This window comes from Mangrovibacter sp. MFB070, assembly GCF_000705335.1.
Taxonomy (GTDB): domain Bacteria; phylum Pseudomonadota; class Gammaproteobacteria; order Enterobacterales; family Enterobacteriaceae; genus Mangrovibacter; species Mangrovibacter plantisponsor.
Genome location: NZ_JJMI01000039.1, coordinates 92,614 through 110,664 on the forward strand (window position 1 = coordinate 92,614; position 18,051 = coordinate 110,664).

An 18,051-nucleotide genomic window follows, 5' to 3' on the forward strand; every position below is an offset into this window, starting at 1 on the left:
ATTCTGGTCATCAGACTCGAGCGCCTGAAGGCGCTTCAGATCGATGAAAAAGAAGGATAAAGCGTGGTTTTTCCTTATTTTTAGTTAGCAGCCGAAAATCAATGAATTGATTTTCCTGGTTTTTATTGGGTGACATCCTCTCGCTCTGTGCGGACATGAGGTTTGTCATCAGACTCGAGCGCCTGAAGGCGCTTTTTTTATGCAAAAAAAAACCGCCACACAATGTGCAGCAGTTTTAACTAATGCCGGTCAGGCGGCAGGGAAGACAATAGTATTCCCCGGCGCTTCGCGGTGCAGGTGAATGAAGTTCAGATGCCGCTCGTACTGGTCCAGAATATCTGTAATGACCTGTTCTTTGCTGTAGCCCATCAGGTCGTTCCCCTGGCTACCTTCACGCAGGAAAGTCTCCAGGCGGAAGTAAGTGGATTTTCCACTCTGAGCCCGGTAGGTAAAGCCCGGAATGGCATAGCGCTGCGGGTGAATTTGGTAGATGAAATCGGAGTCATCTCCCAGGCCGACACGCAGTGATAAATAGCCAGGTTCCGATGCATCTTCCACATTCGGCACATGTTTCCATTCCACTTCCGCGCCACTGTTCGCCAGTTCGCTGGCAACTTCTTCCATAGCTGGCTGGCAGACGGTTTCCAGCATTTTCTCGGTATATCCCTGCCCGGGGTAGTTCATCAGGCGCGAGATGCGTTTTTTCCAACTGAGCCGCCCTTGAGCTTCCGGAACAGAAGCTAAATCCATTGAGGCACTGGCTCGTCTGTAATCTTCAATCTTGAGCGATTTATACAAACCGGCTATCACAAAGAACATGACAAAGCTGAAGGGTAACCCCATGATCACAGTGGTATTCTGCAAGGCAGGTATCCCATTAGTCATTAACATGCCGATGGTAAGAACACCAATCGCCAACGACCAGAAAATACGCAGCCAGTTAGGTGCATCACTGTTAATGTCTTTCAGTTTGGCTGTGAAGTTACTCAGCACCAGTGCGCCGGAATCCGCGGATGTAACATAGAACAGCAGGCCGGTGATAGTGGCAATAGACGCGCTGAACGTGAACCCGGGGTACTGCGCCAGTAACCCATAAAAACCGCGCTCAGGGTGCGCCATGGCTTCGGTCGCGAAACCTGCATCACCATGCATGATGGCATACAGAGCGCTGTTACCGAAAACCGACAGCCACAGCAGGGTGAAAGTGAAAGGAATGATAAGCGTACCCAGCACAAACTGGCGAATAGTACGGCCACGGGAAATTCGGGCCAGGAACAGCCCAACAAACGGTGACCATGCCACCCACCAGGCCCAGAAAAACAGCGTCCAGTTGTTCATCCATTCGGTTGGCCGGTTAAACGCGAAGCTGTTCAGGGTCATTCCCATAAAGCGGTTAATGTAATCCCCAACATTCAGTACCAGGGCATTCAGCAAGAATTCGGTATTACCGGCAAACAGCATAAACAGAATCAGGCCAAGAGCCATCAGTACATTGAGTTCCGATAACAGGCGAATGCCTTTATTAACCCCTGAGGTTACGGAAATAGTGGCAACCAGCACGGAAAACGCAATTAAGCCAATTTTCGCGCCCATGGAATCGGGAATATCAAACAGCACATTCAGCCCATAGTTAAGCTGAACAACACCAATCCCCAGTGTGGTGGCGATACCAAAAATCGTACCAATTACCGCTGCGATATCCACAGTGTGGCCAATTGGGCCGTTAATCCGTTTGCCAAAAATCGGATAGAGCGCAGACCGTATTGCAAGAGGCAACTTGTAGCGGTAACTAAAATAGGCCAGAGCAATGCCCATCAATGCGTACATTGCCCAACCTGTCAGGCCGTAATGGAACAAAGTCCAGACCATTGACTGGCGTGCGGCTTCAACGGTTTGCCCGGCGCCTTCTGGCGGGGACATATACTGGGTAACCGGCTCGGCAACAGAGAAGAACATCAAATCAATACCTATCCCTGCGGCAAACAACATCGCAGCCCAGCTCAGCAGGCTGAATTCAGGCCGCGAGTGTTCAGGCCCGAGCTTGATATCGCCGTAGCGGGAGCAGGCGAGAAAGACCACAAAGACGATATACAGCGTGGCGGCCAGTAGGTAATACCAGCCAAACGTTGCTGAAACCCAGCTTAGTGTGCGCCCTATTATGGTCGCGGAAAAATCCCGGAACAGGATAGTACAGAATGAAAACAACAAAATCAGCCCGGCGGAAAACCAGAAGACCACGGGGTTGAGTTTGTTTTTTTCCCTGGCGGGAGATGCATTCGGTGTCGTCATCAATTACCTCTGTTTAAGTAATGGTGACCGCCCTTAAGAGCAGCGCAGGTGACAAATATCCTTTTGTTAAGTTATATGCAGGTCAAATCCTTGCCTGCTCTTATCATGAGTTGTTTATTTTCAATGCATTACGTAAATTTCTAAATCAAAAAATACTCTTTTCCTTCACCATAGCAATCATTACATGTAACAATTAATACACATTTTTTATTGAACGTTCAATTAAAAAAAGATTAAATAGATAACAAATATTGATGAATGAGGCCGTAACAATGCCAAAAGTGGGGATGCAGCCAATACGGCGCAGACAACTGATTGATGCCACGCTCAGCGCCATAAACGAGGTGGGTTTGCATGATGCAACCATCGCGCAAATTGCTTCACGCGCCGGTGTCTCCACAGGAATTATCAGCCATTACTTTCGCGACAAAAACGGTCTGCTGGAAGCAACTATGCGCGATATCACGGCGCATCTTCGTGACGCCGTGGTAGGGCGTTTACGCCAGGTGGACCCGGCAGATGTCCATGCCCGCCTGAGTGCCATTGTTGAAGGTAACTTTGATGAAGGCCAGACCACATCGGCTGTAATGAAAGCCTGGCTGGCATTTTGGGCTGCAAGTATGCACCACCCAATGCTGCACCGGCTGCAGACCATCAGTAGCCGCCGGTTGTTATCCACCCTGGTTGCGGAGTTTCGCAAAGTCATGCCACAACCGCAGGCAAGGGTTGCAGGTTACGGGCTGAGTGCGCTGATTGACGGGCTATGGTTACGCGCCTCGCTAAGTGGCAAACCTTTTAACCGGGTGCAGGCTATGGCAATTGCCATGGTTTATATCGACAACGCATTGTCAGGCACCGATTAACACAGGAGAAACACATGTCCCTATTGGGTGAACAACAACTCTACATCGACGGGCGTTATGTCCCGAGTGTGGCAGGCACCACCTTTGAGACCATCAACCCGGCCAACGGTAATATACTGGCCCAGGTTCATGCTGCCGGGCAGGCAGATGTGGACAAAGCAGTCGCATCCGCCGCCCGCGGCCAGAAAATCTGGGCAGCAATGACAGCAACGGAGCGTGGCCGTATCCTGCAAAAAGCGGTGGCGATATTACGCGAACGTAATACCGAACTGGCTCACCTGGAAACGTTAGACACCGGGAAAGCGTTCAGTGAAACCAGTACCGTGGATATTGTCACCGGTGCCGACGTCCTGGAGTACTACGCAGGCCTGGCAACGGCACTGGAAGGGCAGCAAATCCCGCTGCGGGACAGCGCGTTCGTTTACACCCGCCGTGAACCGCTGGGTGTGGTTGCCGGAATTGGTGCGTGGAACTACCCCATTCAGATTGCGTTATGGAAATCTGCTCCTGCTCTGGCAGCAGGTAACGCCATGATCTTTAAACCCAGCGAAGTCACCCCATTGACGGCGTTGAAACTGGCGGAAATCTACACCGAGGCGGGTTTACCCGATGGCGTGTTCAATGTGTTACCCGGTACCGGGCCTGAAACCGGGCAGTGCCTGACTACTCACTCAGGGATTGCCAAAATTTCCTTTACGGGTGGTGTTCCGACCGGGAAAAACGTGATGGCCAGCGCGGCATCGTCCTCGCTCAAAGAAGTCACCATGGAGTTGGGTGGCAAATCACCACTTATTATCTGTGAAGACGCACCAATAGAGATGGCTGCCGATATCGCGATGATGGCGAACTTTTTCAGTTCAGGCCAGGTGTGCACTAATGGCACCCGCGTTTTTGTTCCTGCCAAAATGAAAGCAGCCTTCGAAGCGGCTATCTGCGCGCGTGTTGCCCGTATCCGTGCTGGAGACCCGTTAGCCCCTGAAACTAACTTTGGCCCGCTGGTGAGTTTCCCGCACCGCGACCGGGTAATGAACTATATCGCCAAAGGCAAAGAAGAGGGTGCGCGAGTGTTATGTGGTGGTGGAGCACCTCAAGGCGAAGCGTTTGCGGCCGGAGCCTGGGTGGAGCCGACAGTCTTCACCGATTGCCGCGATGATATGACGATTGTCCGCGAAGAGATTTTTGGGCCAGTAATGAGCATTCTGACCTGGGAACAAGAAGACGAAGTCATTTCACGGGCCAATGACACGCAGTATGGTCTGGCCGCTGGCGTAGTAAGCCATGATATTCGCCGCGCACACCGGATTATTCACCAACTGGACGCCGGGATCTGCTGGATCAATACCTGGGGTGAATCGCCTGCGCAAATGCCTGTCGGCGGTTACAAACAGTCGGGCACTGGCCGGGAAAACGGCCTGGCAACCCTTGAGCATTACACCCAGTTAAAATCAGTCCAGGTTGAACTGGGCGAATTCAGTTCTTTGTTTTAACCCCTGAGGAGCGACGAATGAAATATGATTACATCATTATCGGCGCCGGGTCCGCAGGAAATGTGCTGGCCGCGCGTTTAACGGAAGACCCGCAAACCACGGTGCTATTACTGGAAGCCGGCGGGCCTGATTACCGCATGGATTTCCGCACCCAGATGCCTGCAGCACTGGCGTACCCCTTGCAGGGGCGGCGGTATAACTGGGCCTATGAAACCGAACCAGAGCCGCATATGAATAACCGGCGCATGGAGTGTGGCCGTGGAAAAGGGCTGGGCGGTTCATCACTGATTAATGGCATGTGCTATATCAGGGGGAATGCCCTTGATCTGGATAACTGGGCGCAGGACCCGGCTTTGAAACACTGGGATTACCGCCACTGCCTGCCTTACTACCGCAAAGCTGAAAGCCGCGACACGGGTGCAAACCCATGGCATGGTGGAGATGGGCCGGTCAGCGTGACCACACCGAAAACCGGCAATAACCCGCTATTCAACGCCATGGTGGAAGCGGGTGTTCAGGCAGGCTACCCACGGACTGAAGACCTGAATGGTTACCAGCAGGAAGGTTTTGGTCCAATGGACCGTACAGTCACACCGCAGGGCCGCCGCGCCAGTACGGCCCGTGGTTACCTCGACCAGGCAAAGCAGCGCGCAAACCTGACCATTGTCACCCACGCGTTAACCGACCGAATTATTTTCGACGGTAAACAGGCGGTAGCCGTTGAGTACCTTGAAGGTGACAGCAACATCCCAGTACGCGCTGAAGCAGCACGTGAAGTGTTGTTATCTGCAGGAGCCATTGCCTCGCCACAAATTCTGCAACGCTCAGGAGTGGGGCGTGCAGACTGGTTACAGGAACTGGGGATCCCGCTGGTGCACGAATTACCCGGTGTCGGGGCTAACCTGCAGGATCACCTGGAAATGTACCTCCAGTATGAGTGCAAAGAGCCTGTCTCGTTGTGGCCTGCGTTACAGTGGCACAACCAACCTGCAATTGGCGCCGAATGGTTGTTCAAAGGTACCGGAGTTGGTGCCAGCAACCAGTTTGAAGCCGGAGGGTTTATTCGTTCCGATGCCCGTTTTGCATGGCCAAATATTCAGTATCACTTTTTGCCGGTAGCCATCAATTACAACGGTTCAAATGCTATCCAGAAGCACGGCTTCCAGTGCCATGTAGGTTCGATGCGCTCACCCAGCCGTGGCCGCGTAAAGCTTCGCTCCACAGACCCACGTGAAGCGCCTGGCATCCTGTTCAATTACATGTCCTGCGCGCAGGACTGGGAAGAGTTCCGGGCCGCCATTCGCCTGACGCGCGAAATCATGCAACAACCTGCACTGGATAAATTCCGTGGTGAAGAAATCAGCCCGGGCTCCCGGTGCCAAAGTGACGAAGAGCTGGATGCATTTGTGCGTGAACATGCAGAAACAGCGTTCCACCCTTGTGGCACATGCAAAATGGGCAGCGATGAACTTGCTGTGGTTGATGGTGAAGGGCGGGTACATGGCTTAAGCGGATTACGGGTAGTGGATGCATCCCTGATGCCGCAAATTGTCACCGGTAACCTCAATGCTACCACGATTATGATTGGTGAAAAAATTGCCGACATGATCCGTGGCCGCGAAGCACTGCCACCATCAGATGCGGATTATTACGTGGCGGGTGATGCACCAGTGCGTAAAGCGCCACTGCGTGACATCGCGGCCGAAAGTGCCGTACCGGAAGTATAACCTCTGGAAGTAGGGCCCCTGGGCGGGGCCAGAATCTGTTATTGCTGAGATCGTTCAGCGCAATAATTTGAGCGCCCCGGTCAAAGAGCGAACCCACTTACGTGGCCCGCATAATGCGATACCATCCAGCGGTTCTGCACTCAAATCCCGCCGGGCAACCTCTGCCAGGTAAGTATCTATCTGTTGAATCTCCCGGGCAAAAGAGGGATACACCACCATTGCGCTGCGGCTGTCACGCGTTTGGCAGCGCTGCAACAAAAGTTGCAGTGTTGCGCTGTCGGCCTGTAAAACTGGCATTGGCAAACGGCTGCTGGTATCAAACCATAAACCAGCCTGGTCACTGACTTGCCCGGCAGAAAGCGCAGGGAACCTGGCTCCCAGGCCTGTTGCCAGTGTTCCAACGGTATTTGCCAGCAACCCGGCAGGTAATGCCGGGTTAACAACCACGGCAAGCGCAAAATCATCCATCCTGTTTTCCTCCCCTGTGTTCTCTGCCAATAGTCTGGCACTGTTACAGTGAAAAAAGGTTTCTCAATTTGCGTTTTATTGCTTATAAAAGGAATTATTTTTCCGGAAAATTAGAGTTTATGGAAAATCTGTCCGTTTCCTTGCACAAGAAAGATATTCAGTTACTGATGCTATTACAGCAAGATGCCCGGCTCACTAATCAGCAACTGGCAGAGCAGTGTGGTATGTCTGCCACCCCCTGCTGGCGGCGAATACGCCAGCTTGAAGAAGCCGGGGTGATTGCCGGTTACCGGGCGGTGCTGGACCGTAAAAAAACAGGGCTGGGAATTCTGGCCTTTGTCCGGGTTAATATTGACAGCCACAGTGAACAACAGGCAGTCAGTTTTGAGCAGGCGGTATGCGAGTTACCTCAGGTGATTGCATGTTATGCCATTGGTGGTGGTGCAGATTTTTTATTACAGGTTGTAGCTCGAGAACTGGATGACTATTCAGACTTTGCCATGAAAGTTATTCGCCGCCTGCCGGGGATAAAAGCAATGGAAACCTCATTTGTGCTTAAAGAGATTAAGCCACTTAGTGGGTTGCCCGTTGGTGATGGATGCCGTTGGCCGTGATTGGACGCGTTTTTTTAGTGACTCAGATCAACAAAAAACGTTTCAGCCAAAGCGTAAATTCATTAACATAATGGATATCAGTAAGTTACATAAAAACAGAACTAATTAAAACCATAAAGTTTTACTGAATTGAGTCGTTATATAGCAGCACTGACCCTTAATTTTATTCAGGCTGCAATAAATGAAAAAACTTACCTTTTTTTATAAAATAGTCCTCAGTTTTTCACTTATTTTGGTACTTATGGCGGTCGTTGGCGCCGTTTCTGTGTACCAACTCAACAGTAATAACCAGCGGATCGTTGATTTCCGTAACGAGCGCGTTCCCGGTATTCGCTACACTCTGCAAATGCGTGGCATCCTGTCGGAATTACGTTTACAACAGGTGCAAATGATTGCCTCTAAAACGCTCAAGGAGCGTAACGGGCACCGCGAAGAACTGGCTCAGGCCATTGCGAACTTCCTGGCTGCAGAGCGGCAGTATGTGGCTCTGCATACTGAAAACAGCCGCTCAGCGCTGGCACAAAACGTGGTGGACAACTTTGCTTCGTTTGCCGATGCTAACCAGTTGGTACTGGCAGCACTGGACAAAGAAGATCTTGCCGGAGCCAGCCAGATAAGTGGGCAGAACTCTGCTAAATACCGTACTCAATTGATGAAAGATCTGGCGCAACTGGTCGACCAGGAAATTGCTGCAGGTGAACGGTCATCAGAAAAGGCTGCTGAAAGCTACAATTTCGCGGTAAAAATGTTGTTAGCACTGGGGGCCTTAGCATTACTGGCATCTGTCATCATCGCAATAAAACTTACCCGTAACCTGTCCAGCCAGTTAGGTGGTGAACCGGCTTATGCCATGGGTATTATGCGCCGTATTGCCGACGGCGACCTCACTGTGCCTATTACGCTGAAGGCAAAAGACAGCACCAGCCTGCTGGCGTCACTTGATAGCATGAAAGAAAAGCTCAAACTGACAATCAGCAACATTATGGCTGGCAGTACCAGTATTTCGCAGGCATCAACTGAAATAGCGCAGGGTAACACTAACCTGGCGCAGCGCACGGAAGAGCAGGCCGCTTCATTATTGGAAACCTCCACCAATATGACGCGCATTACTCAAACCGTGAAAGAAAACACCGACAACGCGAAAACTGCCAGTCAGTTGGCTCAGCGTACCTCAGATGCTTCGGTGGAGAGTTCACATATTGTTGAGAATATGATTGGGCAAATCCAGAATATTTCCAACAGTTCCAAAGAGATAGTCAATATCATTGCGGTCATCGAAAGTATTGCTTTCCAGACTAACCTGCTGGCACTGAACGCCGGTGTGGAAGCCGCGCGGGCAGGAACCCAGGGGAAAGGATTTACTGTAGTGGCTAACGAAGTGCGGGTACTGGCGAAGAAAACCGCTGACGCTGCTCAGGACATCAAAAAACTCATTGATGACACCGTCGATAAAATTAACCAGGGCTCATTACAGGCTGCACAGGCCAGTAAAGCGATGGAAGACATTAAAGCTTCAGTGAACCAGGTGACAGCCATTGTTGGTGATATTTCTTTGGCCAGTGATGAGCAAAACACCGGTATTAGTGAGATTGGCCGGGCAGTTGAGCAAATGGACCTGGTTACCCAGCAAAACTCTGCACTGGTTGAACAGGTTGCAGTTGCCGCGCAGTCATTGTCGGAACAGGCAGACTCGCTGCATGAAGAAGTGCGCTTCTTCCGCCTGGAGACCACACAGGATTATTAACCTGTTTCGTTTAACCCGGCAAATAGCCGGGTTATGACGATTGATTTCCTGATTGTGCCAGAACACTTTTAGTCCAGGGTGACCGGATAAGCAACAACCCCACACCGACAAACAACGCCAACACAGCAGCCAGCGCAAATATTGTGGACAAAGATCCGGGGATGTACCCCATAAACGACGCCAGAAACTGCCCGGAAAAAATAGCCATTGAGAGCCGGGCCAGGTAGCGCCCGCGAAGATGTACCGGGCTCAGCATCACAATCAGGTGGTTAACTAACGGAATAGACAACCCAAATCCACACCCCATTGCCACTGCGCCGGGTAACATCCACATGATTCCTGGCGCTATACTGAAGATCCCCATACCCAACCCATAGCAGGCAAAAGCCAGCGCCAGAGTACGCGGTTCAGAAACCCTTTGGCTTACGCGTGGCATGAGTGCTGCAGCACACACCGCGACCAGTGAAATAAAAGATAAGAACATCCCGGTCCGGGATGAACTGGCTCCCAGGCTGGCAAAGTAGAGTGGCAGCAATATCACGGCAGTGAAAAAGATAATCATGGAGGCCAGTGCGGCAAATAAAGTTAGCCGTACTGCACCAGATGATCGTGAAGGTGGAGCTAACACTCTATCCGGATTGTGCTCAGACTTTACCCGCGGCACACAGACAAGCACCATTCCCAATAACAGCCAGGCAAACAGATAGAGCCCAAAAGGGCTTGCCCAGTATGTTCCCGCCAACAAGCCGCCAATAAATAAAAAAATCACGCCACCCAGCTCAATAGACATCCCCTGCAATGCAATCATCTTCAGCCGTTGGCTTCCCTGGTAAAATTGCGAGATTAAACCTGTTCCTGATGTCATCACCATGGCCGTTGCGCCACCGAGCAACAGACGGTCAAAGAATAAAGGCAGGTAGCCCCGCAGAAGTGCACCGCCAGCCCCCAGCAAACCATACAGCAGTAATCCCCAACACAACGTGCGGTGCAGGCCGATTTTATCTGTCATTTTTCCCGCTAACGGGCCAAACAGTACGACACCCAAAGCAGGCAGAGTGACCAGCCAGCCTGATGCATTGGCAACATGCAACTGCTCTGCTATAGCGGGTAGCCCGGGAACAATAACGCAGCCGACCATAATGGTCAGGCAGGCAACCATCAATAATGTCAGGCCGCCTGAAAATGAAATTTTTGGCATCGGTAAACCTCTTTAATCTCACCAAATAACCACTGAGTGGACACATAATCCATATAATGGTTATAGTACCACAAAGGCCGAGCCAAACGGGCAGAAACCACAATCAGGAGGGGGAATGGAAACGGATAAAACAAGTAAACAGGTGATTGCCAGGGCAGCAACGATTTTAAAAATTATCAGCCAGTCGGTGGCAGGTATGAACATAACACAGCTGTCACGGACTTGTGGGTTGCCGCGCTCCACCGTTCACCGCATGGTGGCAACGCTGGAAGAACAGCAACTGGTGATTAACGCGAAAGAGGGGGTTCGCCTGGGACCGGCATTGTTATCACTGGCAACCGCTGCTCATACCGATTTTGTTACAGCCGCACGCCCGGCGGTGGTTGCATTGGGCAGAAGAACCAGGGAAACCATTGATGTTAGTGTATCCCGGGGCCTGCATGCAGTTCTGGTTGACCAGTATGCATCGGACAGAGAGTTACGCGTTGTTTCTGCACCAGGTACTGCATTTCCTGTTCACTGTACCGCCCACGGTAAAGCAATGCTGGCAACAATGGATGACAGCGTACTGGCTAATTTACTTCCTGAAATGCTGCCTGCCAGTACTTCCAAAACGGCAAGCAACAGAGTAGAACTCTTGGCTGAAATAGCACATATCCGCCAGCAGGGGTTCGCCACAGATAACGAAGAGCACGCAGAGGGAGTTTGCGGTCTGGCTTTTGCCATTAACAGTGGAATCAGTAGCTTATATGCCGTTTCCATTGCAGTGCCCGTATTGCGTTTTCAGCGTAATAAAGAAGTGTTGCTGGCGGAGTTATGTAAAACCCAGGCTGAAATAGAAAGTGTGTTGTACCAGCCCAGGTAGTGGCCAGGTTAACCCCCAATGCCGCAGTTCAGTATTGCCAGTGAATGCTTTACCACAGTATCCGCATCCAGGTGCCTGAAACGCTCATCATGTTGCATACGCACAACAGGCACCAGCACCAGAGACAAGACCGAGGTAATGAGTAACTCAGGGGAGAGGGCGGAATTCAGCTTTCCGGCATCTTGCCAGGCTTTTATTTTTGCCATCAGCGCCTGATATTTGTCATCACCCGCACTGGTCGCCATATGCGCCCGCAACACCGGAATTTCACCGGAGATTTCCTGCATCCACAATGGCGCGAACCACTGGTGTTGTTCCGCCTGGTTTACCAGTTCACGCACCATAAAAGAGAATGCCTGAACCGGGTTGTCTGCATGTGCCGTGAAATGTGCAGTCATGCGCTCGCGAATAGGCATAAATCGCTCCTGGACAATGGCATCCAGCAACTGCTCACGGGAGTGGAAATAGTAATGCATCATGGCCGGAGTAACCCCAGCTTCTCTGGCTATCCCGTTTAAAGACGTAGGCGCAACCCCCTGACGGGCAAACAAACTCAGCGCAATATCCAGCAGTTGTTCACGGTTCGCCGTATTACCTTTTCCACCACGCGGGCGCCCAGGCTTGCGTGGTGAAGTCGCTTTTTGTGCGGTAGTCATTTCCTTCTCCCTTGACCGGCATGTGAATCAGTCTAATATTAATTAGGCATTTAATTAATTACAACAGGTGCACTATGCCGACTGATACAGTCAACCATTCTCTCTCACCGCAGCCGCTGGTGTCATCATTACGTTTGCTATTCAGTGCGTTAATGCTGGTTATGCTGTTGTCTGCACTGGATCAGACCATTGTCTCCACCGCATTGCCCACCATTGTGGGTGAGCTTGGCGGGCTGAACCAACTCTCCTGGGTAGTCACCGCATATATTCTGACATCCACCGTTGCCGTACCACTCTACGGCAAATTTGGCGATGTCTTTGGCCGCAAGCGGGTGTTACAGGTAGCGATTATCTTGTTTTTGTTGGGTTCGGTACTATGTGGGGTGGTGCAGAACATGGCACAACTGGTACTGATGCGCGCTTTGCAAGGGCTGGGCGGCGGTGGGCTGATGGTCATTAGCATGGCCGCAGTGGCAGATGTCATTCCTCCCGCAGAGCGAGGGCGTTATCAGGGCCTGTTTGGCGCGGTATTTGGTTTAGCCACCGTTATTGGCCCGATGATGGGCGGTTTCATTGTTGAGCATATGTCCTGGCGCTGGATCTTCTACATTAATGTACCGCTTGGGTTACTGGCATTATTGATTATTACTACGGTATTTAATGGTTCAGGCCAGCGTAACCACCACCAGATTGACTGGCTGGGCGCTATTTATCTTACCCTTGCGTTGGTTTGCATCACACTGTTTACCACAGAAGGGGGCACCGTTCGTGCATGGAGTGACCCGCAACTCTGGTGCATTCTGGCATTCGGTATCATTGGCATTATTGGCTTTATTTATGAAGAGCGCCTGGCCTGGGAACCGATTATTCCACTGCGCCTGTTTCGTGGCCGGACATTTTTGTTATGCAGCCTGATGAGCTTTATTTTTGGTATGTCACTGTTCGGCTCAATTACTTTCCTGCCGCTTTACCTGCAGGTGGTTAAAAATGCCACCCCAACCGAAGCCGGAATGCAACTACTCCCGCTAATGGGCGGGTTGTTACTGACTTCCATTATCAGTGGACGCATTATCAGCCGCACCGGGAGATACCGCCTGTTCCCCATTGCCGGTACATTGTTGGCAGTCTGTGGCATGGTGATGCTGACCACAATAACCCCCGCAGACTCAATTGCTAAGTTGTATCTCTTTACCAGTATTCTGGGAATGGGTCTGGGGATGGTGATGCAGGTACTGGTTCTGGCAGTACAGAACAATGCAGCACCAGGGGAATATGGCGTTGCCACTTCAAGTGTTACTCTGTTCCGTTCGATTGGCGGTTCAATTGGGGTCGCGGTGTTTGGTGCAGTATTCAGCCACGTTTTACAATCGCGCCTGGTTGATTCATTGCCCGCTGGTACAGTATTGCCAGAAAAAATGAACCCGCTGGCAGCACAACAGCTCCCGGCAATGGTTCATGACCACTACCTTGAGGCCTTTGGCAGCGCTATTCACGCCGCGTTCTTGATGGCGGCCTGTATTATGATTATTGCTTTTGCGCTGTCCTGGTTTTTGCGTGAAACACCGTTAAAACGCAGTGCGCAATAACAGGTTGTTTGTCAGGGTTTATTTTCCGGCGTGAATGTTAACCAGCCAACCACGCCACTACTGGCGCCATCCCGCGGGTGGTTAACTCCGTCCAGCACCGCAACAGGTGAGAAGTCAAAGGGAGATACACCGTCAATACAGGCAACATTAACGCCGTATTGCCGCGGGTTGGATCTGCGCTGGTGAAAGGTATAAATGCCGCAGACAGAGCAAAAATAGTGTGCGGCCTCACCAGTGTTAAAGCGGTATTCAGTCAGTTTGTCTTTGCCCTTAGTCACTGTGATACCAGACAGTTCAGCAGACACTGCCACAGCGCCACGCATCCGGCAAAATGAACAATTGCACCGCCGGGCGGTATTGAAACCATCACTCAATTCAACGGTAAACTGAACAGCACCACAATGGCACCGGGCTTTTACTATTTTCTGCATTGTCTGTTCCTCTGGCGTGTGGGTATCGTTGCCATCACATTACCATCACGCTTGTGGCTAACAATACAGTGTAATTTTAGCGATAAACTTGCCACTAACTTTCCAACTGATGGGGACGGCGATTCACTGGAGTTACTCATTGAGCACATACTCTCTGGAATTGCACGGGCAAATGTATCAGGGAAACGCTTTGGATGCCCATCCACACTGAATGATGAACAAAAGCAATTAGTCCTACTAAGGTGAGTGTGGGTGCTGTGGTTCGTGAACTCAATACTATGCGGCAGACTACTCTGCGGCAGACTACTCTGCGGATAAAAGCGGCCGATTCAGAGAGTTAGAGTCGTGTATCTTACAAAATTTTACTTTGGTGTTCCTTTCCGTAAACGGCGATTAGATATCCGCCAGTGTATGATAGCGGTAATTTAGCCATTATTAAGCAGAAGGAATTGTCCGTGAAGATCTGTTTCCCGGCCCGAAAGGCTGGTGGTAAAGACTACAGCACATTGGATGAAATGATGGCCCAGGTGGGACGTGAACCTCACGGAACGTGGCTGTCGGGTACTAATGCCATGTGGCACGGAGGCATTCATATCACCCGTGAAAGTGCCCCCGCCTCGGTACTGACGATTGATAACCTTGATACGGCGGTTCCGCTGCCGTTTATGGCCGGGGGCGAGGTCGTGGCTTACCGCCTGAACAGTCAGTATCTGAGCGATACCTGGATGGGGAAGACACTGCAGTATTCCAGCACCTTCGTACTGGTGAAATCTGTCTGTACGCCCGACGCGACGAAGGCAGACAACAGCCTGGAGTTTTATTCGCTGTATATCGGGCTGACTCCACCCTCAGCCTTTCCGGCACTCAAGCGGTACCGGGTGACGGAACGCGGGAACGGCCTGCGTTTGCGTAACTACAGTGGACAGGAGAACCCAGGCGAACCAGCACCCGTACCGACCGGAAAGACGCTTGCGACCGGACAAACCGTAGTGGTCCTGCGTGAGACCATCTTCGAGCTGGACGGACATATCCCAACTTTCGGGCTTGCCCGGCTTCTGAGTAAGCACAACAAAATGACCGGGACTGCTTTCTGGGTGTCGCTTGATCCATTGTTTATGACCCCGGATGGGAAGCAGACGGCGCATCTGCCTGCATGGATGCAGCAGGCAGTGACGCAGGGTATCTATGACATTGTGGTGAAACCGACCACCAGAATGACAGTGGTTGCCGGCGATGCGGTGGGATTCCTCGGGGAGGACATTATACCGGGTGAACTTCATGAGACAGAGACAGATCCGTATGTGCATATCGAGGTTCTCAGCACTGACCGCCAGTTGCCGGATTTTTTGAACAATTCCGCAGGTTTCTCAGGGGGAAATAAATATATTCATATTCAACCGGATAGTTATCTGTATACCCGCAGCGGAGACACCTTCCGCCGGACCAGTGGAAAAGTACAGAAAGATATTCACAAAATCCTGCCACAGGCCAAATGCCCATCCTTCACTGACAGTACAGGCAAACACTGGTTTGATATCGGGCAGGGGGCCTGGCTGAGCGGTGACGATGTGGATGTGGATATCGGCCAGTATGACTTTACGAAGCGTGGATTCTCGGCATTTGAGCAGCCATCTACAATCAGTATGGAGAAGTCGCTGCATGAGAACTGGGTTAAATCGGTGTTTAACCATCTTTCAGACTGGGTGCGGACGGAGCGTGGTATCCGCGAGAAACAGGTGTCCAGTTATTACCAGGCATTGCTCCGTAAGATGGATCAGAACCACAATGGTGAACTGTCGATGCGGGAGCTGCATGAGGCCCTGCAATACACGGAATTGGATGTGAGGGATCTGGTTGCCGGTCTGGTCATCAAACACGACAGTGAGTGGTTTGGTGGCAGCAGTCATCTGCGCTGGACGGACTATCTGAAACATATGGATGTACTGCTGCTTGGCTACGTCAGGAGGTGGTTCGATAAAATGGAATGGATGAGTCAGGTACCACCTTTCGACACGGGTGAACCCGTCTGGCACATGCACCCAGTGAAGTTTCTTGATGCTATTAAATCTCAAGTTAAAGCTTTAGAAGGTAAGTTGACTTACAACGCTGAAGGAAATGATATTTCATCATCTGTATATTATAGCCGGGTTATTCACTGGCCTGGAAATGATCTTTCAGGTGTTACTCTTGGACGTGGTTATGATATGGGAGATCGGTCTGAGAGTGATATATATAATCACATGATTGCGTCAGGGATACCTAATGACCAGGCTGTTAAAATATCAAAATGTGCAGGGTTTAAAGGAGTTGCTGCTCGTGATTATGTAAACCTACATAAGGAAGATATAGGAGAGATAACTTTGCAGCAGCAAGAGTTGCTCTTTTCTATTATATATCCTAAGTATGTTGAGCGGACTATTGCTAATTATAAAAAGTGGACTGACGGTGTTTCCAGTGCGAAGCCATGGGAAAGCCTGGATGCAACTATCCAGGAAGTGCTGGTCGACTTCGTTTACCAAGGTTTTACCAAAGGGCCTAAGCCTATGCTTGCAGGTTCAAATGATAGTAAAAAAGAGTTAATTGATTACATACAAAACACAACTGCAATTTCACAATATGAACCAGGTAGACATAGAGTTGATTATCTGGAGGGTAGATAATGAGACGCATCTTAGCTGTTATTTTACTGTATTCATCATTTTCACATAGTGCAGATATTTGTCACAATATAACAACATCTGATCAAGTTGCCTCATGCTCGGAAAGTAAGAAGGATTTAGCTGATGAATATTTGAATAAGCAATATTCGGCATTGCTATCTAAAGTTAATTCTGCGTATATGAATGATGAGTTTTTAAAACAGGAGTTCGTAAAAAACATTAAAGTCGCCCAGAGAGATTGGATTAAATTTAGAGACTCTAACTGTCAGTTATATTCATTTCAAATAGATAACAAAAGCCCGGCATATCAAACAACTTTCAATGAGTGCGTTGCAAAAATGTCAGAAGCCAGAGGCAAGGAGTTGGCTGAGCTTTCTGGCAACATATAGGGTATGGAAATAAATTTTAAAAGGATTTTCTTGAGACCCTTTTTACACCTTTAACTTCCATCTTCAGAACTGAGATGGTGACATCAATAACAAAATGTTCAGGGCACGGAAAATGAAAAAATTTCACCTGCAACGAACAGATGAGCAGGCACACTATTGGGCGTACACTGTTGCCAAATAAGCAAGGAGAACACATGGTAACCCAACAACCCCTGTTCACCGGGTTTGACCCGCAAGGGCTGTTGTTTTTGCGCGATGTCCGGCAGAACAACAGTAAAGAGTGGTTCGACGAAAACCGTTCAATTTATGACAACCTGCTGGTGAAGCCTTTCCGCTCGCTGGTCAGTGAACTTGCGCTACCAATGCTGCAAATTGACGATCAGTTCGAAACCCGCCCGGCAATTGGTAAAACACTGTCACGTATTCACCGCGACACCCGTTTTTCCCGTGATAAATCCCTGTATCGCAGCAACCTGTGGCTGACATTTAAGCGCAGCAGTAAAAACTGGACGGATGCCCCCACGTATTTCTTTGAATTTGGCCCCGACTGGTGGCGCTATGGCCTGGGGTATTACAGTGCATCGCGCGAAACCATGAATCTGTTCAGGGAAAACATGCTGGATAACCGTGAACATTTTCTGTCCATCACACAGCCTTTACTTGCTGACTTCAGCCTGGAAGGGGAGTCTTATAAGCGCCCGTTACTGAAAGAGCCACAAGAACTGGCAAACTGGTATAACCGCAAGTCATTCGCCCTGATTTACGATGGCAAAGAACCAGAAACCCTGTTCGATGACCAGTTACCGGGTTTATTACAGGCAGGGTTCGAACGCCTGGCACCGCTCTACCATTTCCTGATGGAAATCGAAACGCAAAAACGCCGCACCACACTTAACTAAAATACCCACACCAGCTGCCGCAGTCATTAATGTGGCAACTGGCGTTTCCCCCACTTATTTTGCTTCCCTTTGGTTAAAAATCAGAAAAAACCACGTTCTGATCAAAAAACAGATAATTAATCATTACTCTCAGAGTAATGATTTCTCCCGTTACTTTATTGATGCTAACGGTTTA

15 protein-coding genes are annotated in these 18,051 nt (G+C 50.3%); 10 read left to right on the plus strand and 5 right to left on the minus strand.

Annotation, left to right across the window (positions count from 1 at the left end; genetic code table 11):
• Positions 1-249: 249 nt before the first annotated feature.
• Positions 250-2,289 (minus strand): choline transporter, encoded by a 2,040-nt coding sequence (locus DT73_RS18675; RefSeq protein ID WP_036113124.1) that lies wholly within the window; start codon positions 2,287-2,289, stop codon positions 250-252.
• Between the two features lie 272 nt (positions 2,290-2,561).
• On the opposite strand from DT73_RS18675, the gene betI reads away from it, so the two are divergent.
• From betI to betA, 3 genes are read left to right on the plus strand one after another with little or no spacing between them, the layout of a single operon-like run.
• Positions 2,562-3,152: a transcriptional regulator BetI gene (gene betI / locus DT73_RS18680; protein ID WP_036113127.1), complete on the plus strand. Its 591-nt coding sequence runs from the start codon at positions 2,562-2,564 to the stop codon at positions 3,150-3,152.
• A gap of 14 nt (positions 3,153-3,166) precedes the next feature.
• Positions 3,167-4,639: a betaine-aldehyde dehydrogenase gene (betB, locus tag DT73_RS18685; RefSeq protein WP_036113129.1), complete on the plus strand. Its 1,473-nt coding sequence runs from the start codon at positions 3,167-3,169 to the stop codon at positions 4,637-4,639.
• Positions 4,640-4,656: 17 nt separating this feature from the next.
• Positions 4,657-6,366 (plus strand): choline dehydrogenase, encoded by a 1,710-nt coding sequence (gene betA / locus DT73_RS18690; protein ID WP_036113131.1) that lies wholly within the window; start codon positions 4,657-4,659, stop codon positions 6,364-6,366.
• Between the two features lie 54 nt (positions 6,367-6,420).
• Here the strand turns inward: betA and DT73_RS18695 are convergent, their stop codons facing one another.
• Positions 6,421-6,834, minus strand: coding sequence for a DUF2000 domain-containing protein (locus DT73_RS18695; protein WP_036113134.1), 414 nt, complete (start codon positions 6,832-6,834; stop codon positions 6,421-6,423).
• A 119-nt stretch (positions 6,835-6,953) separates the two neighbouring features.
• Between DT73_RS18695 and DT73_RS18700 the strand changes: the two genes are divergently transcribed.
• Together DT73_RS18700 and DT73_RS18705 are read left to right on the plus strand one after the other, a co-directional pair.
• A complete protein-coding gene (locus DT73_RS18700) occupies positions 6,954-7,448 on the plus strand; it encodes an Lrp/AsnC family transcriptional regulator (RefSeq protein ID WP_036113137.1) in 495 nt (164 codons plus the stop codon).
• A gap of 181 nt (positions 7,449-7,629) precedes the next feature.
• Positions 7,630-9,192: a methyl-accepting chemotaxis protein gene (locus DT73_RS18705; RefSeq protein WP_036113139.1), complete on the plus strand. Its 1,563-nt coding sequence runs from the start codon at positions 7,630-7,632 to the stop codon at positions 9,190-9,192.
• A gap of 31 nt (positions 9,193-9,223) precedes the next feature.
• Here DT73_RS18705 and DT73_RS18710 read toward each other — a convergent pair whose 3' ends face one another.
• Positions 9,224-10,390: an MFS transporter gene (locus tag DT73_RS18710; protein WP_036113142.1), complete on the minus strand. Its 1,167-nt coding sequence runs from the start codon at positions 10,388-10,390 to the stop codon at positions 9,224-9,226.
• 115 nt (positions 10,391-10,505) lie between these two features.
• On the opposite strand from DT73_RS18710, the gene DT73_RS18715 reads away from it, so the two are divergent.
• A complete protein-coding gene (locus DT73_RS18715) occupies positions 10,506-11,255 on the plus strand; it encodes an IclR family transcriptional regulator (RefSeq protein ID WP_036113145.1) in 750 nt (249 codons plus the stop codon).
• Positions 11,256-11,263: 8 nt separating this feature from the next.
• Here DT73_RS18715 and DT73_RS18720 read toward each other — a convergent pair whose 3' ends face one another.
• Positions 11,264-11,911: a TetR/AcrR family transcriptional regulator gene (locus DT73_RS18720; protein ID WP_036113148.1), complete on the minus strand. Its 648-nt coding sequence runs from the start codon at positions 11,909-11,911 to the stop codon at positions 11,264-11,266.
• A 74-nt stretch (positions 11,912-11,985) separates the two neighbouring features.
• On the opposite strand from DT73_RS18720, the gene DT73_RS18725 reads away from it, so the two are divergent.
• Positions 11,986-13,497 (plus strand): MDR family MFS transporter, encoded by a 1,512-nt coding sequence (locus DT73_RS18725; protein ID WP_036113151.1) that lies wholly within the window; start codon positions 11,986-11,988, stop codon positions 13,495-13,497.
• 11 nt (positions 13,498-13,508) lie between these two features.
• On the opposite strand, the gene DT73_RS18730 is transcribed toward DT73_RS18725, so the two are convergent.
• Complete coding sequence (locus DT73_RS18730; protein WP_036113154.1) at positions 13,509-13,928, minus strand: GFA family protein; 420 nt, start codon at positions 13,926-13,928, stop codon at positions 13,509-13,511.
• Between the two features lie 455 nt (positions 13,929-14,383).
• Here DT73_RS18730 and DT73_RS26585 point away from each other — a divergent pair, with 455 nt between their 5' ends.
• The 3 genes from DT73_RS26585 to DT73_RS18745 all read left to right on the plus strand — a co-directional run bounded on the left by DT73_RS26585 (position 14,384) and on the right by DT73_RS18745 (position 17,876).
• On the plus strand, positions 14,384-16,588 hold the full coding sequence (locus DT73_RS26585) for a hypothetical protein (protein WP_200874805.1): 2,205 nt from the start codon (positions 14,384-14,386) through the stop codon (positions 16,586-16,588).
• Positions 16,588-16,977 carry a lysozyme inhibitor LprI family protein gene (locus DT73_RS18740; protein WP_036113156.1) on the plus strand — a complete coding sequence of 130 codons (390 nt, stop codon included), beginning with the start codon at positions 16,588-16,590 and terminating at the stop codon, positions 16,975-16,977. Before DT73_RS26585 ends, DT73_RS18740 begins: the two co-directional genes overlap by 1 nt.
• Positions 16,978-17,171: 194 nt before the next feature.
• Entirely contained in the window at positions 17,172-17,876 is a 705-nt protein-coding gene (locus DT73_RS18745) for a DUF2461 domain-containing protein (RefSeq protein ID WP_036113159.1), read from the plus strand.
• Positions 17,877-18,051 lie beyond the last annotated feature (175 nt).

Excerpts from the sequence above, each read along its gene's own strand:
- DT73_RS18725 (WP_036113151.1), top strand. The coding sequence starts at position 11,986 with ATGCCGACTGATACAGTCAACCATTCTCTCTCACCGCAGCCGCTGGTG.
- DT73_RS18745 (WP_036113159.1), top strand. The coding sequence starts at position 17,172 with ATGGTAACCCAACAACCCCTGTTCACCGGGTTTGACCCGCAAGGGCTG.
- betB (WP_036113129.1), top strand. The coding sequence starts at position 3,167 with ATGTCCCTATTGGGTGAACAACAACTCTACATCGACGGGCGTTATGTC.
- DT73_RS18675 (WP_036113124.1), bottom strand. The coding sequence starts at position 2,289 with ATGACGACACCGAATGCATCTCCCGCCAGGGAAAAAAACAAACTCAAC.
- DT73_RS18705 (WP_036113139.1), top strand. The coding sequence starts at position 7,630 with ATGAAAAAACTTACCTTTTTTTATAAAATAGTCCTCAGTTTTTCACTT.
- DT73_RS18700 (WP_036113137.1), top strand. The coding sequence starts at position 6,954 with ATGGAAAATCTGTCCGTTTCCTTGCACAAGAAAGATATTCAGTTACTG.
- DT73_RS18740 (WP_036113156.1), top strand. The coding sequence starts at position 16,588 with ATGAGACGCATCTTAGCTGTTATTTTACTGTATTCATCATTTTCACAT.
- betA (WP_036113131.1), top strand. The coding sequence starts at position 4,657 with ATGAAATATGATTACATCATTATCGGCGCCGGGTCCGCAGGAAATGTG.
- betI (WP_036113127.1), top strand. The coding sequence starts at position 2,562 with ATGCCAAAAGTGGGGATGCAGCCAATACGGCGCAGACAACTGATTGAT.
- DT73_RS18710 (WP_036113142.1), bottom strand. The coding sequence starts at position 10,390 with ATGCCAAAAATTTCATTTTCAGGCGGCCTGACATTATTGATGGTTGCC.
- DT73_RS18715 (WP_036113145.1), top strand. The coding sequence starts at position 10,506 with ATGGAAACGGATAAAACAAGTAAACAGGTGATTGCCAGGGCAGCAACG.
- DT73_RS18720 (WP_036113148.1), bottom strand. The coding sequence starts at position 11,911 with ATGACTACCGCACAAAAAGCGACTTCACCACGCAAGCCTGGGCGCCCG.
- DT73_RS18730 (WP_036113154.1), bottom strand. The coding sequence starts at position 13,928 with ATGCAGAAAATAGTAAAAGCCCGGTGCCATTGTGGTGCTGTTCAGTTT.
- DT73_RS18695 (WP_036113134.1), bottom strand. The coding sequence starts at position 6,834 with ATGGATGATTTTGCGCTTGCCGTGGTTGTTAACCCGGCATTACCTGCC.